Raw genomic sequence first — 15,470 nt, 5'->3', positions numbered from 1 at the left:
CTAAAGCTCCGCCTTCACCAGCCAGTCGTGGAACAGGCGCACCGGGCGTTCTTCCAGGGCGGTGGGCTTGCACACGAACCAGTAGCTGTACGGGCTTTCGACTTCGACGTCGTAGAGGCTCGTCAGGCGGCGGTCGGACGCGCGGCGGAAGTGGTCGTCGTGCATGATCGCGATGCCGAGACCCTGCGCGGCGGCTTCGAGAATCAACTGGCCCGAGTCGAAATGGTCGATCGCGGCGGGTTCGAGATCGTCGAGTCCGTGCGCGCGTTTCCAGGCCTCGAAGCTGGCCGGCAGTTCGGTGTGGATCAGGAAGGTCTGTTTCGCGAGCAGCTCCGCATCGGGTTTCTCGCCGAGCGCCTCGGCCACTTCGACCCGGCAGATCGCATGGACCTTGTTGTAGTCGAGCCGGACCGCATGGAGCGACCTGTCGGGACCCCGTGAGAGGATGATCGCCGCATCCAGCGTATCGCCGACGCGCGTTTCCAGATGCGGCCCGGTGTCGATGTCGATGTGCAACCGCGGGTGCAATTCGCGCAGCTCCGCCAGGCGTGGGAACAGGCGCTGACTGCCGAACAGCGGCAGCACCCCAAGGTGGAGGCGCAGCAACGAGAGGTTTTCCGACTGCCCCTCCACTGCACGCGCAAGCGCTTCGAAGTGCGGGCTCACCGCCTCGTAAAAATGGTGTCCCTCGTCGGTAAGCTGCATCGCTTGCCGCGCGCGGGTGAACAGCTTCTTGCCGACGAATTCCTCGAGATTGCCGATCCGGCGCGAGAGCGCGGAGGGGCTGAGGCCGATCTCGTCGGCCGCCGCGCGGGCAGAGCCGAGACGAACGGTACGCATGAATGCCTCAAGCGCACGCAGGGGCGGCAGGCGACGGGTCGGTTTTGCCATCAGTCGACTGCCGGTGCTTCCTCGGGCGGATGCAGCCGCAGCCGTGTGACGTGCGTCGCGTCGCCTGCGGTCACCTCGATGCACCAGCCGCTCGGATGCCGCAGGACCGCGCCCACCGGCGGTACCCGCTCGGCCAGAACGAATGCGAGACCGCCCAGCGTGTCGACCGATTCCGCGACTTCGGCGAGGCGCGGGTCGACCTGCTCGGCCACGTCCTCGAGCTCGGCGCGGGCATCGCAGTCCCACATGCCTTCGCCGATCGGCACGATCCATTGCTCGGGCATCTCGTCGTGCTCGTCCTCGATATCGCCGACGATCTCTTCCACCAGATCCTCGATCGTGATGATCCCGTCGGTGCCCGAGAACTCGTCCAGCACGACGGCAAGGTGCGTGCGCTGTGCGCGCATGTCCGCGAGCACGTCGAGAGCGCCGCGCGCCTGCGGCACGTAGAGCGGCTGGCGCATCAGCACGGTCCAGTCCTCCGGCGGGGGCTTGCCCTGCGCCAGGTAAGGAAACACGTCCTTGATGTGGATCATCCCGATCACGTCGTCGAGCGTGTCGCGATAGACCGGCATGCGCGAGTGGCCGTTCTCCGAGAAGCTGGAGACGAGTTCGTCCCAGCTCCGCGCTGCATCGATCGCGATGATTTCGCCGCGGGGAACCGCAATGTCGTCCGCGTCATGCTCGCGGAAGTGGAGAATGTTGCGGAGCATCTGCCGTTCGACCGGCGAAAGGTCGTCGCCGGGCCCGGACTCCTCGCCATTGGCGGACTGTTCGTCCTCGTGCTCGTCGATCGCTTCCTCGAGCTGCTCGCGCAGCGACCGGTCACTTTCGCCGTCGAAGAATCTGCGAATGGCGAGCCAAAGCCCGCGTCTACTGTCCGCGTCTCCGGCAGAGTTATCGGAATCGGGCATGGCCCTGGATGTCACTCCTGGTTGTCTCGATCGCCATATGGGTCCGGCAGGCCGAGAAGCGCAAGCGCCTTTATCTCCATGCCCTCCATTGCCTCGGCATCCTGCTCCGAAATCTCGTGATCGTATCCGGCCAGATGGAGCAGGCCATGGACCAGCAGATGGAGCGCATGGTTCTCCAGCGGTATTCCCTTCTCTGCCGCTTCCCGCATGCACGTTTCCCATGCGAGCGCGAGATCGCCGAGCATCTCCGGCCCACCCTCCGGGGTAAGCCCGAGCAGTTCCTCGCGCGTCAGCATGGGGAACGAGAGCACGTTGGTCGGCTTGTCCTTCGTGCGCCACTCGCGGTTGAGCGTGCGGACATCCTCGTCGACGGTGAACAGCACGCTTGCCGTCAGCCGCCCGTTGGCAAGCTCGGGCGCGACTTTCTCCGCCGCCTCGGTCGCACGGTAGGCGAGGTCTGCCCAGTCGTAGGAACTCGGCCAGCCGTCGATTTCGATGTCGAGGTCCATATGGGTCAGGTCCGATTGGTTGAGGCGATGCCGAGTAGCGATGGGCAAAGGGTTGGCGATGGCGCTCACTCAGGTTTGCCCTCGTAAGCCTCGACGATCCGCCCGACGATGGGGTGACGGACGACGTCGGCGGAGGTGAAGCGGCTGACGGCGATGCCTTCCAGCCCTTCCAGCCGGCCTACGGCATCGGCAAGGCCGCTCATCGTATCGCCGCCGGGGATGTCGACTTGCTTCGGGTCGCCGCACACGACCATCCGGCTGTTCTGGCCGAAGCGGGTGAGGAACATCTTCATCTGCTCGCGCGTGGTGTTCTGTGCTTCGTCGAGGATTACGAAGGCGTCGGCCAGAGTCCGGCCGCGCATGAAGGCGATCGGCGCAACCTCGATCACGCCGGAGATCAGGTGCCGCTCGACCTGCTCGGGCGGCATGCAGTCGTAGAGCGCGTCGTAGAGCGGGCGCAGGTAGGGATCGACCTTCTCTTTCATATCTCCCGGGAGAAAGCCGATCTTCTCCCCTGCCTCGACCGCAGGGCGGCTGAGGATCAGGCGCTGGACGCTGCCGGTGATGAGCTGGCTCACCGCCTGCGCGACGGCGAGGTAGGTCTTGCCGGTACCCGCCGGGCCGAGTGCGAAGATGAGCTCGTCGCGGGCGAGCTGGCGCATATAGGGGATCTGCCCGGCACTACGCGGCACGATCGTCTTGCGCCGGGTGCGGATCATGACCGGCGGGCCGTCGCTCTCTCCCGAGATGATCCCTTCCAGCGTCGGCTCGTTCGACATCGCGATCAGCGATTCGATCGCGCCCGAATCGAGCTCTTCCCCGCGCGCGAGCCGGCCGTACATCGCCTGGAGCACGTCGCGCGCACGGGCGACCGAGTCTTCCGGCCCTTCGATCAACACCTTGTCACCGCGCGCCGAGATGAACACGCCGAGACGGTTCTCCACCTGCACGAGGTTCGCGTCGAACTGGCCGAACAGCGGGACGAGCAGCGATTGGTCGTCGAAGCTCAGCTCGGCCCTGGCGCGCCTGATCTCGCGCTGCGGGCTGGGCGGCGGCGAGATGGCCGGATCGGCGCTGTTCGGTCTGCGTCCCATGCAATCCTTTCGTGGTGCGGGCCCGAATCTAGAACGCAACGCGCGGGAGGCAAGCTTGGTGCCTGAACACGGCGGTGGATTGTTATCGAACTGCAACGGCGCGAGGCGCCGCGCGCATCAGGCAAGTGCCGGTTCGCGCAGCTTGCCCGCAAGCGAGTTGGGGCCGGCTTCGACGAGCTCGGCCTGGACCAGGTCTCCGATCGCCGTCTCACCTTCGAACCAGACCGATTGCAACCAGGGGGACTTGCCGAGCCACTGACCGGCGTGCTTGCCCTTCCGTTCCACCAGCACTTCGCAGGCCCGGCCCACCGAGGCCTGATTGAATGCGAGCTGGTGGCGGTTGAGCGCGGCCTGGAGGCGCTGGAGGCGTTCGTCCATGACCTCGCGCGGGATCTGGCCGTCCATCGTTGCGGCCGGCGTACCGGGGCGGGGGGAATACTTGAAGCTGAACGCCTGCGCGTAACCGACCGCGTCGACGAGCGCGAGGGTATCCTCGAACTCTGCCTCGGTCTCGCCCGGGAAGCCGACGATGAAATCGCCCGAGAGCGCGATGTCCGGTCGTGCCTGCCGGAAACGCTCGAGCAGGCGGAGGTAGCTTTCCGCCGTGTGGCTGCGGTTCATCGCCTTGAGGACGCGGTCGCTGCCCGACTGCACCGGCAGGTGCAGGAACGGCATCAGCTTGTCGATCTCGCCATGGGCCGCGATCAGCGCGTCATCCATGTCGGCCGGGTGGCTGGTGGTATAGCGGATGCGGGCCAGCCCATCGATATCGGCGAGGTCCCGGATCAGGCCGGCCAGCCCGATCGCGCGGCCACGATCGTCCTCGCCCGACCAGGCCGAAACGTTCTGGCCGAGCAGCGTGATCTCGCGCGCGCCGGCCTCGACCAGTTTGCGCGCCTCGGTCACCAGATCGCTGTAAGGACGCGAGATTTCCGCGCCGCGGGTGTAAGGCACGACGCAGTAAGTGCAGAACTTGTCGCATCCTTCCTGCACCGTGAGGAAGGCCGCCGGCGGGCTCTTGCGGCGCTGAGGCAGGGCGTCGAACTTGGCGATCGGCGGCATGTCCGTATCGGTCGCTCGCTCGCCGCGCACGGCCTTGTCGAGCATTTCGGGCAGGCGGTGATAGGCCTGCGGGCCGACGACCATCGAGACTGCGGGGGCGCGGGCCATGATCTCTTCGCCTTCGGCCTGCGCGACGCAGCCGGCGACGGCGATCAGCGGCTTCTTGCCAGCCTGTTCGCCCGACTTCACCAGCCGGCCGATGTCCGAATAGACCTTCTCCGCCGCCTTCTCGCGGATATGGCAGGTGTTGAGCACGACGAGATCGGCGTCCTCCCCCTCGGGGGCAGGCGCGATGCCCTTGTCGGCCAGTAGCTCGGCCATACGCTCGCCGTCGTAGACGTTCATCTGGCAGCCGAAGCTCTTGACCCGGTAGGTCTTCGGAGGGGCACTCTGTCGCATGGCGCGCGCCTATAGCGGACGCGGGCGCGGTTTGAAACTCATGAGTCCGGTCTGCTATCGGCCGGTGCGTTGTAGCGCACCGGCACGACGTCGTGCCGGAATTCGCGCAGCGGCTTGCCGAGCGTGGTCAGCAGCGCCGCCTCGATCGCGGCGCGGGCACGTGCACCGATCGCCTTGCGGCCGCGGAACTCCTCGGGGCTGAACGGCTCGAGGAAATGCAGACGCACGCGGAAGCTGCCCTTGCGCGCGAGGATACGGCGCGCGTTGTGCACGCCGCTTTCGTCACCGATCCAGCCGATCTCCTCGGCTACCGGGCCGTAATCGACCAGCACCGGCTGGACGAGCACGCTCGGCGGCGGCGGTTCGAGCACGCTCAGCATGCTGGTCTTGAACGGAAGGAGCGACTGGCCGTCGGTCGTGGTTCCTTCAGGGAAGACCGTGACCGACCAGTTGTCCTGCAGCGCCTCGCGCAGCGCGTTGATCTGCTCTGCCACGCCAAGCCGGTTCTCGCGCTTGACGAATACCGTGCGATTGAGCCGGCACAGCCAGCCGACCGCCGGCACTTCGCTGAGCTCGTGCTTGGCGACGAACGCGGTGCCGCTCGCCCCCGCGAGCGAGAGGATGTCGAGCCACGAGACGTGGTTGGCGATGAAGAATACGTCGCGCCGCAGCGGCACGCCGATCTTCTCGACACGCGCGCCGGCAATCCGCGCGGTCAGGCCGAGAAACCACATCGGGAAAGGCGAACCGTAGGCGAAGAGGCGATAGAGGAAGTGCAGCGGCAGGAAGGCTGCGAGCAGCAGGACGATCGCAAGAGTACGAAAGGCCAACCGAAGATGACCTGCGATGGACAGCGGCGCACTTTCCCCGCGCGCCACGGCCTCACGCAGCGCGGGGTCCATCAGTCGGGCTTGTCGCCGCGATCGAGCCTGACGCCGTAGAGTTCCATCCTGTGGTCGACCAGACGGTAGCCGAGCCGTTCTGCGATCACTTTCTGCAGCGCCTCGAGCTCCGGGTCGACGAATTCGACCACGTTGCCGCTCTCGACGTCGATCAGATGGTCGTGATGCGCCTCGGGTGCGGCTTCGTAACGCGCGCGGCCGTCGCCGAAGTCGTGGCGGTCGAGAATGCCCGCTTCCTCGAACAGGCGCACGGTGCGGTAGACCGTGGCAATCGAAATCTTCGGATCGATCGCGGAGGCGCGATGATGAAGCTGTTCGACGTCCGGATGATCTTCGCTTTCCGACAGGACACGGGCGATCACCCGCCGCTGCTCGGTGATGCGCAGGCCGCGGTCGGCGCAAAGTTGCTCGAGATCGATCCGCTGGGACAAGAGGGCACCTTAAAAGTAGAAACGCCCCGCACCCTTAACGGGGCAGGGCGTTCTGCTCAAGCGCGAGGTGCCGCGCTCAGTCGGCCTTCTTGCGGCGCCCGCGCTTCTGGCCGGGCTTGCGGCCGAGGCCGATCTTCTTGGCGAGATCACGGCGGGTTTCCGCGTAATCGGGCGCGACCATCGGATAGTCGGCGCCGAGGTTCCAGCGCTGGCGGTACTCGTCCACCGTCATGCCGTGCTCGGTCATCAGGTGACGCTTGAGCATCTTCATCTTCTTGCCGCAGTCGAGGCAGACGATGTGGTCTTTCTTGACCGACGCGCGAAGCGAAACCGCAGGTTCCGGGGTTGGTTCTTCTTGCGCAGTATCGGTACCGAGCCCTGCAAGCGCACCGTAAACGTTACTGATCAGCATCGGGACTTCGTCGACAGCCACGTTGTTGTTGCTTACGTGGGCCGCGACGATGTCCGACGTCAACGTGATTAACGTTTCGGTCATGTCAAATTCTTGCTGTTCCATTATTACCTCGGAGGCGACATTTTGTCATTGTTGTAAATTCGATGAATCGCAAGCCATTGCTCACCGCCCACTTCATGGACGAGGAATATAAATATTTCAATACTCGTGAATTGCGAACCTATATCAAAACGTGGGCGCTTTAGACCTTCGTGTTATAAATCGCGCCCGAACGTAATCGCGTCGAGAAACTGCCCCGACGGCAACCGATAATACGCCTTGCGGCGGCCAATCGGCTCGAAGCCCATCGACCGGTAGAGCGAGGCGGCCGGGTTATTGTCGCGCATTTCCAGGAACATGCGCTCGGCCCCGCGGCCGCGCGCTTCCGTGAAGGCGCGGGCTAGCAGAGCCCGGCCGATGCCTTTGCCGCGCAAGTGGGGGCGCACGCCGATCAGCAACAGCTCCTCTTCGCCGGGGGCGAAGCGGGTCAGCGCGAAACCGGCTGCGTCACCTTCCTCCGCGAGCGGCTCGCCGTCCGGGCCGGCCAGAAGGTAGTGCGTGTGCGGCAGGGCCAGCGAATCCGACACCTGGCGGCGGTTCCACGCTTCGGCCCAGGCCGGATCGAACGCGGCGTCCATGACGTCCATGATCCGGTCGAGATCGTCCTTCATGCGGAAGGCCTCGCGTCGGGTGGCCGGCCGTAGATCGGCCGCGGATCGGCGGACAGGAGGGAGCCGGGGACCTGCAGAGCGAAGCGCGCGTCGGGATGGAGGGGGAGGGCGCGGCCGTCTCCGCGCCGGGCCACGAGCGCTTCGGCCTGGGTTCCGCCGACCAGCGGCGCGCCGATCGCGCGCACGGCTTCTTCGGGCGGTAGCGAGCGGACATCGGCTTCGGGCAGTCCTTCGCGGCCGAACGGCTGCACGAACCATTCGCCGTGCCCGCCTGTAGTGCAGACGCCGACCGGCTCCCCGGCATGCTCGGCCTGCATCATGGCCGCGATCAGCGCGAGCGTCGGATAGCCGGCGACCTGCGCGCGCCAAGCGTAGCCGAGCGCGCGTGCGGTTGCGAGGCCGATGCGCACGCCGGTGAAGCTACCGGGACCGAGCGAGACGAGGATGCGGTCGGCGCGCCCACGTTCGGGCAGAGCGGCGATCATCGGCACCAGCCGCTCGGCATGGCCGCGGCCGAGCACGCGATGATCGTGCGCGACCGGTTCCTCGTTCTCGAACAGCGCGACCGAGCAGGCCTCGGTCGCGCATTCGATCGCCAGCGTTCGCATGTTTCGCGCTCAACCCTTCCCTTAACCGCGGGCGCGACCTGTCCGCACGGCTTCAGGCTGCGGGTTTGCAATGACGGGAGGAGCCGTCAAGCGCGGAGGACGCCTGACGGCCGGAAATCAGGCGATGACGTTGAACTTGTCGAAGTCGGGCCGCGGACTGCGATCGAAGATCGTCGAGGCGTCACCATAGCCGATGCCGCAGATGAAGTTGCTGCGCACGCGCGGCTGGTCGGCGAAGAATGCCTTGTCAACCGCCGCGTTGTCGAACCCCGACATCGGCCCGCAGTCGAGCCCGAGCGCGCGCGCTGCGAGCATCAGATAGGCCCCCTGCAGCGAGGAATTGCGGAAGGCGCCCGTTTCGCGCCCGGCCTCGTCCCCGTCGAACCAGCTCTTCGCGTCGGTGTGGGGGAAGAGCCACGGCAGATGCTCGTGGAAATCGATGTCGTAACCGATGATGGCGACGACCGGCGCGGTTTCGATCTTCTTCTTGTTTCCTTCCGAAGCGAGATCGGAAAGCTTCTGCTTCGCTTCGGCGGACTTCGCCCAGACGATCCGCGCCGGCTGCATGTTGGCCGAGGTTGGCCCCATCTTCATGAGTTCGTAGATCGCGCGAATCTGGTCGTCCGACACCGGCTCGTCGAGCCAGCCGTTATAGCTGCGCGCCTCGTGGAAGAGCTGGTCGAGCGCGTCGGCCGACAGGACGTTGTCGTGAAACTGCTTGGTCATCGAAACTCCACCGAAGTTGGAAAATCAGGCCGCGCGGACCTCGACGACCTCGGGCACGTAGTGCTTCAGAAGGCCCTCGATCCCGTGCTTGAGCGTCGCGGTCGAACTCGGGCAGCCGGAACAGGCACCCTGGAGCTGGAGATAGACGACACCGTCGCGGAAGCCGCGGTACTGGATATCACCGCCGTCGCCGGCGACCGCAGGGCGCACTCGCGTTTCGAGCAGGTCGTTGATCTGCGCCACGATGTCCGCGTCTTCCGGGTCTTCCTCCACCAGCATTTCGCTTTCGCCCGGCACTGCGATGCCGCTGGCGTCGCCGCCCGCAAACAGTGGTGCTTCGGAGATGAAGTGATCGAGCAGGATCGAGACGACCTGCGGTTTGAGCGAGGACCACTCCACGCCCGGCGCCGCAGTAACCGACACGAAATCGCCGCCGAAGAACACGTTGGTGACCTCGCCGGTGTCGAAGATCGCCTGCGCCAGCGGGCTCGCTTCGGCCGTTTCTGGGCTGGCGAACTCGCGCGTGCCGGAGGGCATGACCTGCCGCCCGGGCAGGAACTTCAGGCTCGCGGGGTTCGGCGTGGTTTCGGTCTCGATGAACATGCCCGCGATGTAGGGTCGAGGAACCCGCCGGGCAAGGGCTGCACGCATTCACTATCCCTTCATCGCCCGGCTCCCTATAACCGCGCGCATGACTCTTCTCCCGCGCGCCGTCCGGCGCCTCGCGCTCCTCCTTCCCCTCGCCCTTCTGTCGCCTTCCGCAACGGCGCAGCAGGCTCTGCCCGCAGGTGCACCCGAGTCGCTCCAGACCGGCGACGAGGTGCCGTGGATCTATCGCGGGAGCGACGTTCCGCGTGACAAGGAATGGCTGTTCGGAGAGATGGACAATGGCCTGCGCTACGCCGTGCGCAAGAACGGCGTCCCGCCGCGCCAAGTCTCGATCCGCATCCGCATCGACGCGGGATCGCTGCACGAGCAGGACGACGAGCGCGGCTTTGCCCACCTCATGGAGCACCTGAGCTTCCGCGAGAGCAAGTACCTCGGCCCGGCCATGGCAATCCCGACGTGGCAGCGGCTCGGAGCGACGTTCGGCAGCGATACCAATGCCGAAACCACGCCGACGCACACGGTCTACAAGCTCGATCTTCCCAACGCGACGCCGCAGGCGCTGGAGGAGAGCTTCAAGCTGCTTTCGGGCATGATCCGCGAGCCTGTGCTGAACAAGAAGAACCTGGCTGCCGAGGTGCCGATCGTGCTGGCCGAGAAGCGCGAGCGTGGCGGTGCGGCCGAACGCGTTGTCGAAGGGACACGCACGACCTTGTTCGCCGGCCAGCCGCTGGCCGAGCGCATGCCTATCGGCACCGAGGAGACGCTGAGGGGCGCCACCGCGCAGGCCGTGCAGGCATTCCACGACCGCTGGTACCGGCCGGAGAACACCGTGATCGTCGCCGCGGGCGACATCGATCCGGTGAGGCTGGCGCAACTCGTCGAACAGTGGTTCGGCGACTGGCAGGGCAAGGGCCCCCATGTGGAGGCGCCCGACTTCGGCGACCCCGTGCCGCCGCCCGGCGCGACCGGCAAGAATCCGGTCGGCAAGACCGCCGTCCTGGTCGAGCCGGACATGCCGCGCTCGCTGACCTATGCAGTCATGCGTCCGTGGCGGAAGGTCGACGATACGATCGTGTACAACGAGGGGTTGCTGCTCGACTCGCTGTCGCAGGCGCTGATCAATCGCCGGCTGGAGGCGCGCGCGCGGGCAGGTGGTTCGTATCTCTACGCTCAGGTTCAGCAGGACGATGTCAGCCGCTCGACCGATGCGACATTCGTTACGGTGGCGCCCCTCGGCGAAGACTGGGAAGCCGCGCTGACCGACGTGCGGGCGGTGATCGCCGACGCGCTCGCGTCTCCCCCGACGCAGGAGGAGATCGCGCGCGAGATGGCCGAGTTCGACGTTGCCTTTGCCAGCATGGTCGAACAGCGCGCCGTCATGGCGGGCTCGAAGCTGGCCGACGATATCGTCAACGCGGTCGACATTCGGGAGACCGTGGCCGCACCCGAAACGGTATTGTCCGTGTTCCGCGGGATGAAGGACAAGTTCACGCCCGCGGCCGTTCTCGAGCACACCCGAACGCTGTTCTCGGGCGATGTCGTGCGCTCGGTCTACGTTACGCCCGCGACCGGAGAAGCCGATGCGGCGGCGCTCAAGGCAGCGCTGGTGAAGGAAGTCGCGCCCGATGCGAGTGCGCGGCTGGAGGGCGAGCCGATCTCGTTCGCGGATCTTCCGGCGATCGGGGAGCCCGGTCAGATCGTCAGCGAGGGACCGCTGGGCCTGCTCGGAATCGAGCGGATCGAACTCGACAACGGCGTCACCGCCATTCTCTGGGCCAACGACGCCGAACCCGGCCGCGTGGCCGTTCGGGTGCGCTTCGGCGCCGGTCACCGGGCGTTCGACGAAGCCGATGCGGTCTATCGCGCGCTGGGCGAGGCGGCACTGGTTCAATCCGGGCTCGGCGATCTGGGTCAGGAAGAGCTCGACCGGATTTCGACGGGCCGCAAGCTCGGCTTCGATTTCGGAGTGGAGGATTCGACTTTCACGTTCTCGGCGCAGACCCGCAACGCGGACCTCGCCGACCAGCTCTATCTGTTCGCCGCCAAGCTTGCGCTGCCGCGCTGGGACGAGAACCCCGTGCTGCGTGCCAAGGCTGCCGCGCGGCTCGCCTATGAGAGCTACTCCACCAGTCCGAGCTCGGTGCTCAACCGCGACCTCGAATACTATCTGCGGGATCGGGATCCGCGCTACGCCACCCCTGATCTCACCATGCTCGAGGGTGCAACGCCGGAAGGGTTCCGCAAGGTCTGGGAACCGCTGCTCAAGCAAGGCCCGATCGAGGTGGCGATCTTCGGTGAATTCGACCGTGCCGCCGCGCTGGAGGCGCTGCGCAAGACTTTCGGCGCCCTTCCAGAGCGCACGCCGATTCCGGCCGAGGTTGCCGCGCGCACGCCCGACTTCCCGGCGCCTTCGGCCGACACGGTGGTGCTGCATCACCGAGGCGACGCCAACCAGGCTGCGGCCGTCATCGCCTGGCCGACGGGCGGCGGCGTCGAACGCCTGCCGGAATCGCGCCAGCTCGAGATCCTCGCCAACTTGTTCAGCAACCGCCTGATCGACGCCATGCGCGAGCGGGCGGGCGCGAGCTATGCGCCGCAGGTGATGAACACCTGGCCGGTGGACTTGCAGGAGGGCGGACGGCTTACCGCGATCGCACAGCTCCGGCCGGAGGATGTCCCGGCATTTTTCGCCGCGGCGGACGAGATCGCCGCCGACCTGGTCGCCAACCCGCCAAGCGAGGACGAGCTCGCGCGAGTGACCGAGCCGCTGCGCCAACTGATCAACCGCGCTTCGACCGGCAACACGTTTTGGATGTACCAGCTGGAAGGATCGAGCCGCGACCCGCGCCGGGTGCAACTGGTGCGCTCGCTGCTCAACGACTATACGGTGACCACTCCGCAGGCGATGCAGCAGCTTGCCCAGCGGTACCTCGCCGCCCGGCCGGGCTTCCGCCTCGCGGTCATTCCGCAGGGGCAGGAACTGGTCCGCGCTGCGCCTCCCGCCGAAACGGCGGCCGCCGGCCGCTGATCGGCGCATAGCGCAACCATAGCGGCTGTAAGTTAATTGCCCTTGCGGCGCCCCGTGCATTGGCTTTCAATGCACGGCCTTGCAAATACGGAAAGATCGGCACGTGGCTCGTAACTGGACTCCCGATAGCTGGAAGGCGCAGGAAGCGCGGCATCTGCCGCAGTACGACGACGCTCAGGCGCTCGCCGATGCGGAGGCCACGCTTGGCACCTATCCACCGCTCGTGTTCGCGGGGGAGGCGCGCGCGCTCAAGGCTGAGCTCGCCGGCGTCGCGCAGGGCGAGGGTTTTCTGATCCAGGGCGGCGACTGCGCCGAAAGCTTCGCCGAGTTCCACCCGAACAACATCCGCGACACCTTCCGCGTGCTGCTGCAAATGGCGGTCGTGCTGACGTTCGCTGGCAAGCTGCCGGTGGTGAAGGTCGGCCGGATGGCGGGTCAGTTCGCCAAGCCCCGCAGCGCACCGACCGAGACCAAGGATGGCGTCACGCTGCCGAGCTACCTCGGCGACAACGTCAACGGCATCGAATTCAACCCGGAAAGCCGCCGCAACGATCCGCAACGTATGGTGCGCGCTTATTCGCAGGCGGCCGCGACGCTGAACCTGCTGCGCGCCTTCGCCGGCGGCGGTTATGCCAATCTGCGCCAGGTGCACCAGTGGACGCTCGATTTCATGGGCCGCAGCCCGTGGGCGCAGAAATTCGCCGAGACCGCCGATCGCATTGGCGAAGCGCTCGATTTCATGGAAGCCTGCGGGATCGATCCGGCGACCGTGCCGCAGCTCCAGGGGACAAGCTTCTACACCAGCCACGAGGCGCTGCTGCTGCCGTACGAGCAGGCGATGACGCGGCAGGATTCGCTGACCGGCGACTGGTACGACACCAGTGCACACATGGTCTGGATCGGCGACCGCACGCGCTTCCCCGGCAGCGCTCACATCGAATTCGCGCGCGGTATCGGCAACCCGCTCGGCCTCAAGTGCGGCCCGAGCCTGGAGCCGGACGACCTGTTGACGCTGCTCGACACGCTCAACCCCGCGCGGGAGCCAGGGCGGATCACGCTGATCAGCCGCTTCGGGCACGACAAAGTCGAAGCCGGCCTGCCGCGCCTCGTCCGCGCGATCACCCGGGAAGGGCATCCGGTGGTGTGGAGCTGCGATCCGATGCACGGCAACGTGGTGAAGTCGGATAGCGGCTTCAAGACGCGGCCATTCGACCGCATCCTGAGCGAAGTGAAGGGCTTCTTCGCGGTCCATCGTGCGGAAGGCACTCACGCCGGCGGCATCCATATCGAGATGACCGGGCAGGATGTGACCGAATGCACCGGTGGCGCGATCGCGATCACCGACGAGGCGCTGGGCGACCGCTATCACACGCACTGCGACCCGCGCCTCAACGCCGCGCAGTCGCTGGAGCTCGCTTTCCTCCTCGCCGACATGATCCGGCTGGAAGCGGGCGGTCGCCAGGCGGACGCCGCCTAGATCTCGCGCGCGCCGGAATGACCGTCGCGCGAGGCACGGCGCGCTAGTTGCGCAGCGTCTCTTCGGTGGGTTCCGCGGGCGTATCGCTCGCGGCAATCTCCGGTTCGCTCCATAGTTCGCCGCCAAGCAGCGCGGTCCCCTCGTCGACGCCCTCGAGCTTCGCCAGCAGAGCGCGGGCCTGGTCTGCCATGCCGCCGCCGTGCGGATCTGCGGCGACCGGCTTGAGATTGTAGCGGGCGAGTCCGATCTTGCCTTCGCTGATCTGCATGATCGCGGCATTCAGGGCCAGGTCGCGATCGAACGGCGCCAGCTCCGCCGCCCGTTCGAGCGCGTGCTTCGCGGTCTCGGTCGGCATTTCGCCGCGCTCGAGGAAGCTGCGGTAGTAATAGATCAGCGGTAGCGGATGATCGTTCTCGAGCTTGTTGAGCTTGCTGAACGGCACCATCGCGGCCGCATAGGCAGCGTCGGGGTCGTCGGCCTCGCTGGCAATGCGAAACAGCGACAGCCCCTTCTGCACGTAGGCGTTCTCCACGGTCGGATCGATAGCGATCGCGCGGTCGGCCGCCGCGATCGCTTCTGCATCGTTGCCGGCGTCGTGCTCTGCCTCCGCCAGCACGGCGAGAACGTCTGCATCGTTCGGGTAGCGCGCGGCCACCTTGCGCGCGTCCGGCAGCAGTTCGAGCGCCTGTTCACGCGATACCCCGCGCTGCGAGCGGATGCGCAGCGGCATGGCTTCATCCATGCCCTCGCTCAGTCGGCGTACGGTGACGGTTCCGATCGGGACCAGTTCCGGCTTCAGGTTGAACGTGTGAATCCGTCGCTGCCGCAAGTAGGAGTCGAGTTCGCGTTCCAGCTTGTCGAGATCCCCGAAGACCTGTTCCGCCGCCGCTCTCGCAGGCGTCCCTTCGGCGATCACGCGCCAGTATTCCGCCAACTGACCGCCCCGTTCCTCCGAGAAGGTCAGATAATGGTACAGCGCCCAGGCGCGACCGTAGAATGCGTCATAGCCTTTGCCGCGGTTCTGTTCGTAAAGCTCGTGATCGAGAAGCTCCTCGACCCTCACGTCAGCCGCGTAATACAGCTCCGCCGCACGGTGATACGCCGGGCGCCCGATCTGGACCGACCCGTCACGCGGGAATCGGCTCGACGCGAAGAATTCTGCCGCACCCTCGCTCAGCCAGTTCGGCATTGCGTAGCGCGAGCTGCCGATGAGAAAGTGGTGCGCGTATTCGTGGAGGAGCACGATAAACGAGAAATGCGGGTCGCCATGCGAAACGCGGACGTCCGGTACGAAGGCCCGCGACCCGCCGGCGCGGGGGATATAGAATCCGGCCACGTTGCTTGCATTCTCTCCGACGAGCTTGCGCACGTCACGCTCGTTGCCGACGGCAAAGATCGTCACCCGGTTCGACGGGCTAGGTGAAGGAATATCGCGCCGCGTCAGGAAACCCAGGGCCGAATGGTATCGCTCGAGCATCTCGGCGAATTTCTTCACGTCGTCGGCACTGTCGTCGGCATAGACGACGAAGTGTTCCGATTGTGCCTCGTGCCAATGCGCAAAGACCGGAGAGCTTGCGCTCACCGCAAACAGAAATGCGACCAGGTATCTCATTGATCCCCCCATTTTTCCCCGTGGGAACAATAGTGGCAAAGCACGCGCGGGTGAATACCCATGGTCCATGGAGGCCGAGATTT

At 66.1% G+C, this 15,470-nt stretch carries 15 protein-coding genes; 2 read left to right on the top strand and 13 right to left on the bottom strand.

Features of this window, described 5'->3' with window-relative positions:
• The 12 genes from D2V04_RS11125 to D2V04_RS11070 all read right to left on the bottom strand — a co-directional run bounded on the left by D2V04_RS11125 (window position 1) and on the right by D2V04_RS11070 (window position 9,264).
• Window positions 1-891, bottom strand: coding sequence for a LysR substrate-binding domain-containing protein (locus tag D2V04_RS11125; protein ID WP_119513773.1), 891 nt, complete (start codon window positions 889-891; stop codon window positions 1-3).
• Window positions 891-1,805: a hemolysin family protein gene (locus tag D2V04_RS11120; protein ID WP_119513772.1), complete on the bottom strand. Its 915-nt coding sequence runs from the start codon at window positions 1,803-1,805 to the stop codon at window positions 891-893. The genes D2V04_RS11125 and D2V04_RS11120 overlap by 1 nt, the downstream gene beginning before the upstream one ends.
• A gap of 11 nt (window positions 1,806-1,816) precedes the next feature.
• Window positions 1,817-2,314: an rRNA maturation RNase YbeY gene (gene ybeY, locus D2V04_RS11115; RefSeq protein WP_119513771.1), complete on the bottom strand. Its 498-nt coding sequence runs from the start codon at window positions 2,312-2,314 to the stop codon at window positions 1,817-1,819.
• Between the two features lie 65 nt (window positions 2,315-2,379).
• Window positions 2,380-3,408, bottom strand: a complete 1,029-nt coding sequence (locus D2V04_RS11110) for a PhoH family protein (RefSeq protein ID WP_119513770.1) — start codon at window positions 3,406-3,408, stop codon at window positions 2,380-2,382.
• A 117-nt stretch (window positions 3,409-3,525) separates the two neighbouring features.
• Window positions 3,526-4,869 carry a tRNA (N6-isopentenyl adenosine(37)-C2)-methylthiotransferase MiaB gene (gene miaB / locus D2V04_RS11105; protein ID WP_119513769.1) on the bottom strand — a complete coding sequence of 448 codons (1,344 nt, stop codon included), beginning with the start codon at window positions 4,867-4,869 and terminating at the stop codon, window positions 3,526-3,528.
• Window positions 4,870-4,907: 38 nt separating this feature from the next.
• Window positions 4,908-5,771, bottom strand: coding sequence for a lysophospholipid acyltransferase family protein (locus D2V04_RS11100; protein ID WP_119513768.1), 864 nt, complete (start codon window positions 5,769-5,771; stop codon window positions 4,908-4,910).
• On the bottom strand, window positions 5,771-6,202 hold the full coding sequence (locus tag D2V04_RS11095) for a Fur family transcriptional regulator (protein WP_119513767.1): 432 nt from the start codon (window positions 6,200-6,202) through the stop codon (window positions 5,771-5,773). Before D2V04_RS11095 ends, D2V04_RS11100 begins: the two co-directional genes overlap by 1 nt.
• A 76-nt stretch (window positions 6,203-6,278) precedes the next feature.
• On the bottom strand, window positions 6,279-6,719 hold the full coding sequence (locus D2V04_RS11090) for a MucR family transcriptional regulator (protein ID WP_119513766.1): 441 nt from the start codon (window positions 6,717-6,719) through the stop codon (window positions 6,279-6,281).
• Between the two features lie 152 nt (window positions 6,720-6,871).
• A complete protein-coding gene (gene rimI, locus D2V04_RS11085; RefSeq protein WP_119513765.1) occupies window positions 6,872-7,327 on the bottom strand; it encodes a ribosomal protein S18-alanine N-acetyltransferase in 456 nt (151 codons plus the stop codon).
• Window positions 7,324-7,935 carry a tRNA (adenosine(37)-N6)-threonylcarbamoyltransferase complex dimerization subunit type 1 TsaB gene (tsaB, locus tag D2V04_RS11080; protein ID WP_119513764.1) on the bottom strand — a complete coding sequence of 204 codons (612 nt, stop codon included), beginning with the start codon at window positions 7,933-7,935 and terminating at the stop codon, window positions 7,324-7,326. Before tsaB ends, rimI begins: the two co-directional genes overlap by 4 nt.
• A 117-nt stretch (window positions 7,936-8,052) precedes the next feature.
• The gene (locus tag D2V04_RS11075; RefSeq protein ID WP_119513763.1) at window positions 8,053-8,661 is read right to left on the bottom strand and encodes a malonic semialdehyde reductase; all 609 of its coding nucleotides are present in this window, start codon (window positions 8,659-8,661) and stop codon (window positions 8,053-8,055) included.
• 24 nt (window positions 8,662-8,685) lie between these two features.
• Window positions 8,686-9,264 carry a NifU family protein gene (locus D2V04_RS11070; RefSeq protein ID WP_119513762.1) on the bottom strand — a complete coding sequence of 193 codons (579 nt, stop codon included), beginning with the start codon at window positions 9,262-9,264 and terminating at the stop codon, window positions 8,686-8,688.
• Between the two features lie 88 nt (window positions 9,265-9,352).
• Here D2V04_RS11070 and D2V04_RS11065 point away from each other — a divergent pair, with 88 nt between their 5' ends.
• Window positions 9,353-12,298: a M16 family metallopeptidase gene (locus tag D2V04_RS11065; RefSeq protein WP_119513761.1), complete on the top strand. Its 2,946-nt coding sequence runs from the start codon at window positions 9,353-9,355 to the stop codon at window positions 12,296-12,298.
• A 103-nt stretch (window positions 12,299-12,401) separates the two neighbouring features.
• Window positions 12,402-13,775, top strand: coding sequence for a class II 3-deoxy-7-phosphoheptulonate synthase (locus tag D2V04_RS11060; RefSeq protein WP_119513760.1), 1,374 nt, complete (start codon window positions 12,402-12,404; stop codon window positions 13,773-13,775).
• Window positions 13,776-13,818: 43 nt separating this feature from the next.
• Here the strand turns inward: D2V04_RS11060 and D2V04_RS11055 are convergent, their stop codons facing one another.
• The gene (locus tag D2V04_RS11055) at window positions 13,819-15,387 is read right to left on the bottom strand and encodes a DUF1570 domain-containing protein (protein ID WP_182849741.1); all 1,569 of its coding nucleotides are present in this window, start codon (window positions 15,385-15,387) and stop codon (window positions 13,819-13,821) included.
• Window positions 15,388-15,470: the final 83 nt, after the last annotated feature.

The sequence above is a fragment of the Pelagerythrobacter aerophilus genome (assembly GCF_003581645.1).
Taxonomy (GTDB): domain Bacteria; phylum Pseudomonadota; class Alphaproteobacteria; order Sphingomonadales; family Sphingomonadaceae; genus Pelagerythrobacter; species Pelagerythrobacter aerophilus.
The sequence above is the reverse complement of the archived record's forward strand: the minus strand, read 5'-3'. Positions and strand labels throughout refer to the sequence as shown.

Bases quoted from the DNA above. Each gene is read 5' to 3' on its own strand.
- D2V04_RS11120 (WP_119513772.1), bottom strand. From the start codon at position 1,805: ATGCCCGATTCCGATAACTCTGCCGGAGACGCGGACAGTAGACGCGGG.
- D2V04_RS11125 (WP_119513773.1), bottom strand. From the start codon at position 891: ATGGCAAAACCGACCCGTCGCCTGCCGCCCCTGCGTGCGCTTGAGGCA.
- D2V04_RS11100 (WP_119513768.1), bottom strand. From the start codon at position 5,771: ATGGACCCCGCGCTGCGTGAGGCCGTGGCGCGCGGGGAAAGTGCGCCG.
- rimI (WP_119513765.1), bottom strand. From the start codon at position 7,327: ATGAAGGACGATCTCGACCGGATCATGGACGTCATGGACGCCGCGTTC.
- D2V04_RS11110 (WP_119513770.1), bottom strand. From the start codon at position 3,408: ATGGGACGCAGACCGAACAGCGCCGATCCGGCCATCTCGCCGCCGCCC.
- D2V04_RS11075 (WP_119513763.1), bottom strand. From the start codon at position 8,661: ATGACCAAGCAGTTTCACGACAACGTCCTGTCGGCCGACGCGCTCGAC.
- tsaB (WP_119513764.1), bottom strand. From the start codon at position 7,935: ATGCGAACGCTGGCGATCGAATGCGCGACCGAGGCCTGCTCGGTCGCG.
- D2V04_RS11070 (WP_119513762.1), bottom strand. From the start codon at position 9,264: ATGTTCATCGAGACCGAAACCACGCCGAACCCCGCGAGCCTGAAGTTC.
- D2V04_RS11090 (WP_119513766.1), bottom strand. From the start codon at position 6,719: ATGGAACAGCAAGAATTTGACATGACCGAAACGTTAATCACGTTGACG.
- ybeY (WP_119513771.1), bottom strand. From the start codon at position 2,314: ATGGACCTCGACATCGAAATCGACGGCTGGCCGAGTTCCTACGACTGG.
- D2V04_RS11065 (WP_119513761.1), top strand. From the start codon at position 9,353: ATGACTCTTCTCCCGCGCGCCGTCCGGCGCCTCGCGCTCCTCCTTCCC.
- miaB (WP_119513769.1), bottom strand. From the start codon at position 4,869: ATGCGACAGAGTGCCCCTCCGAAGACCTACCGGGTCAAGAGCTTCGGC.
- D2V04_RS11055 (WP_182849741.1), bottom strand. From the start codon at position 15,387: ATGAGATACCTGGTCGCATTTCTGTTTGCGGTGAGCGCAAGCTCTCCG.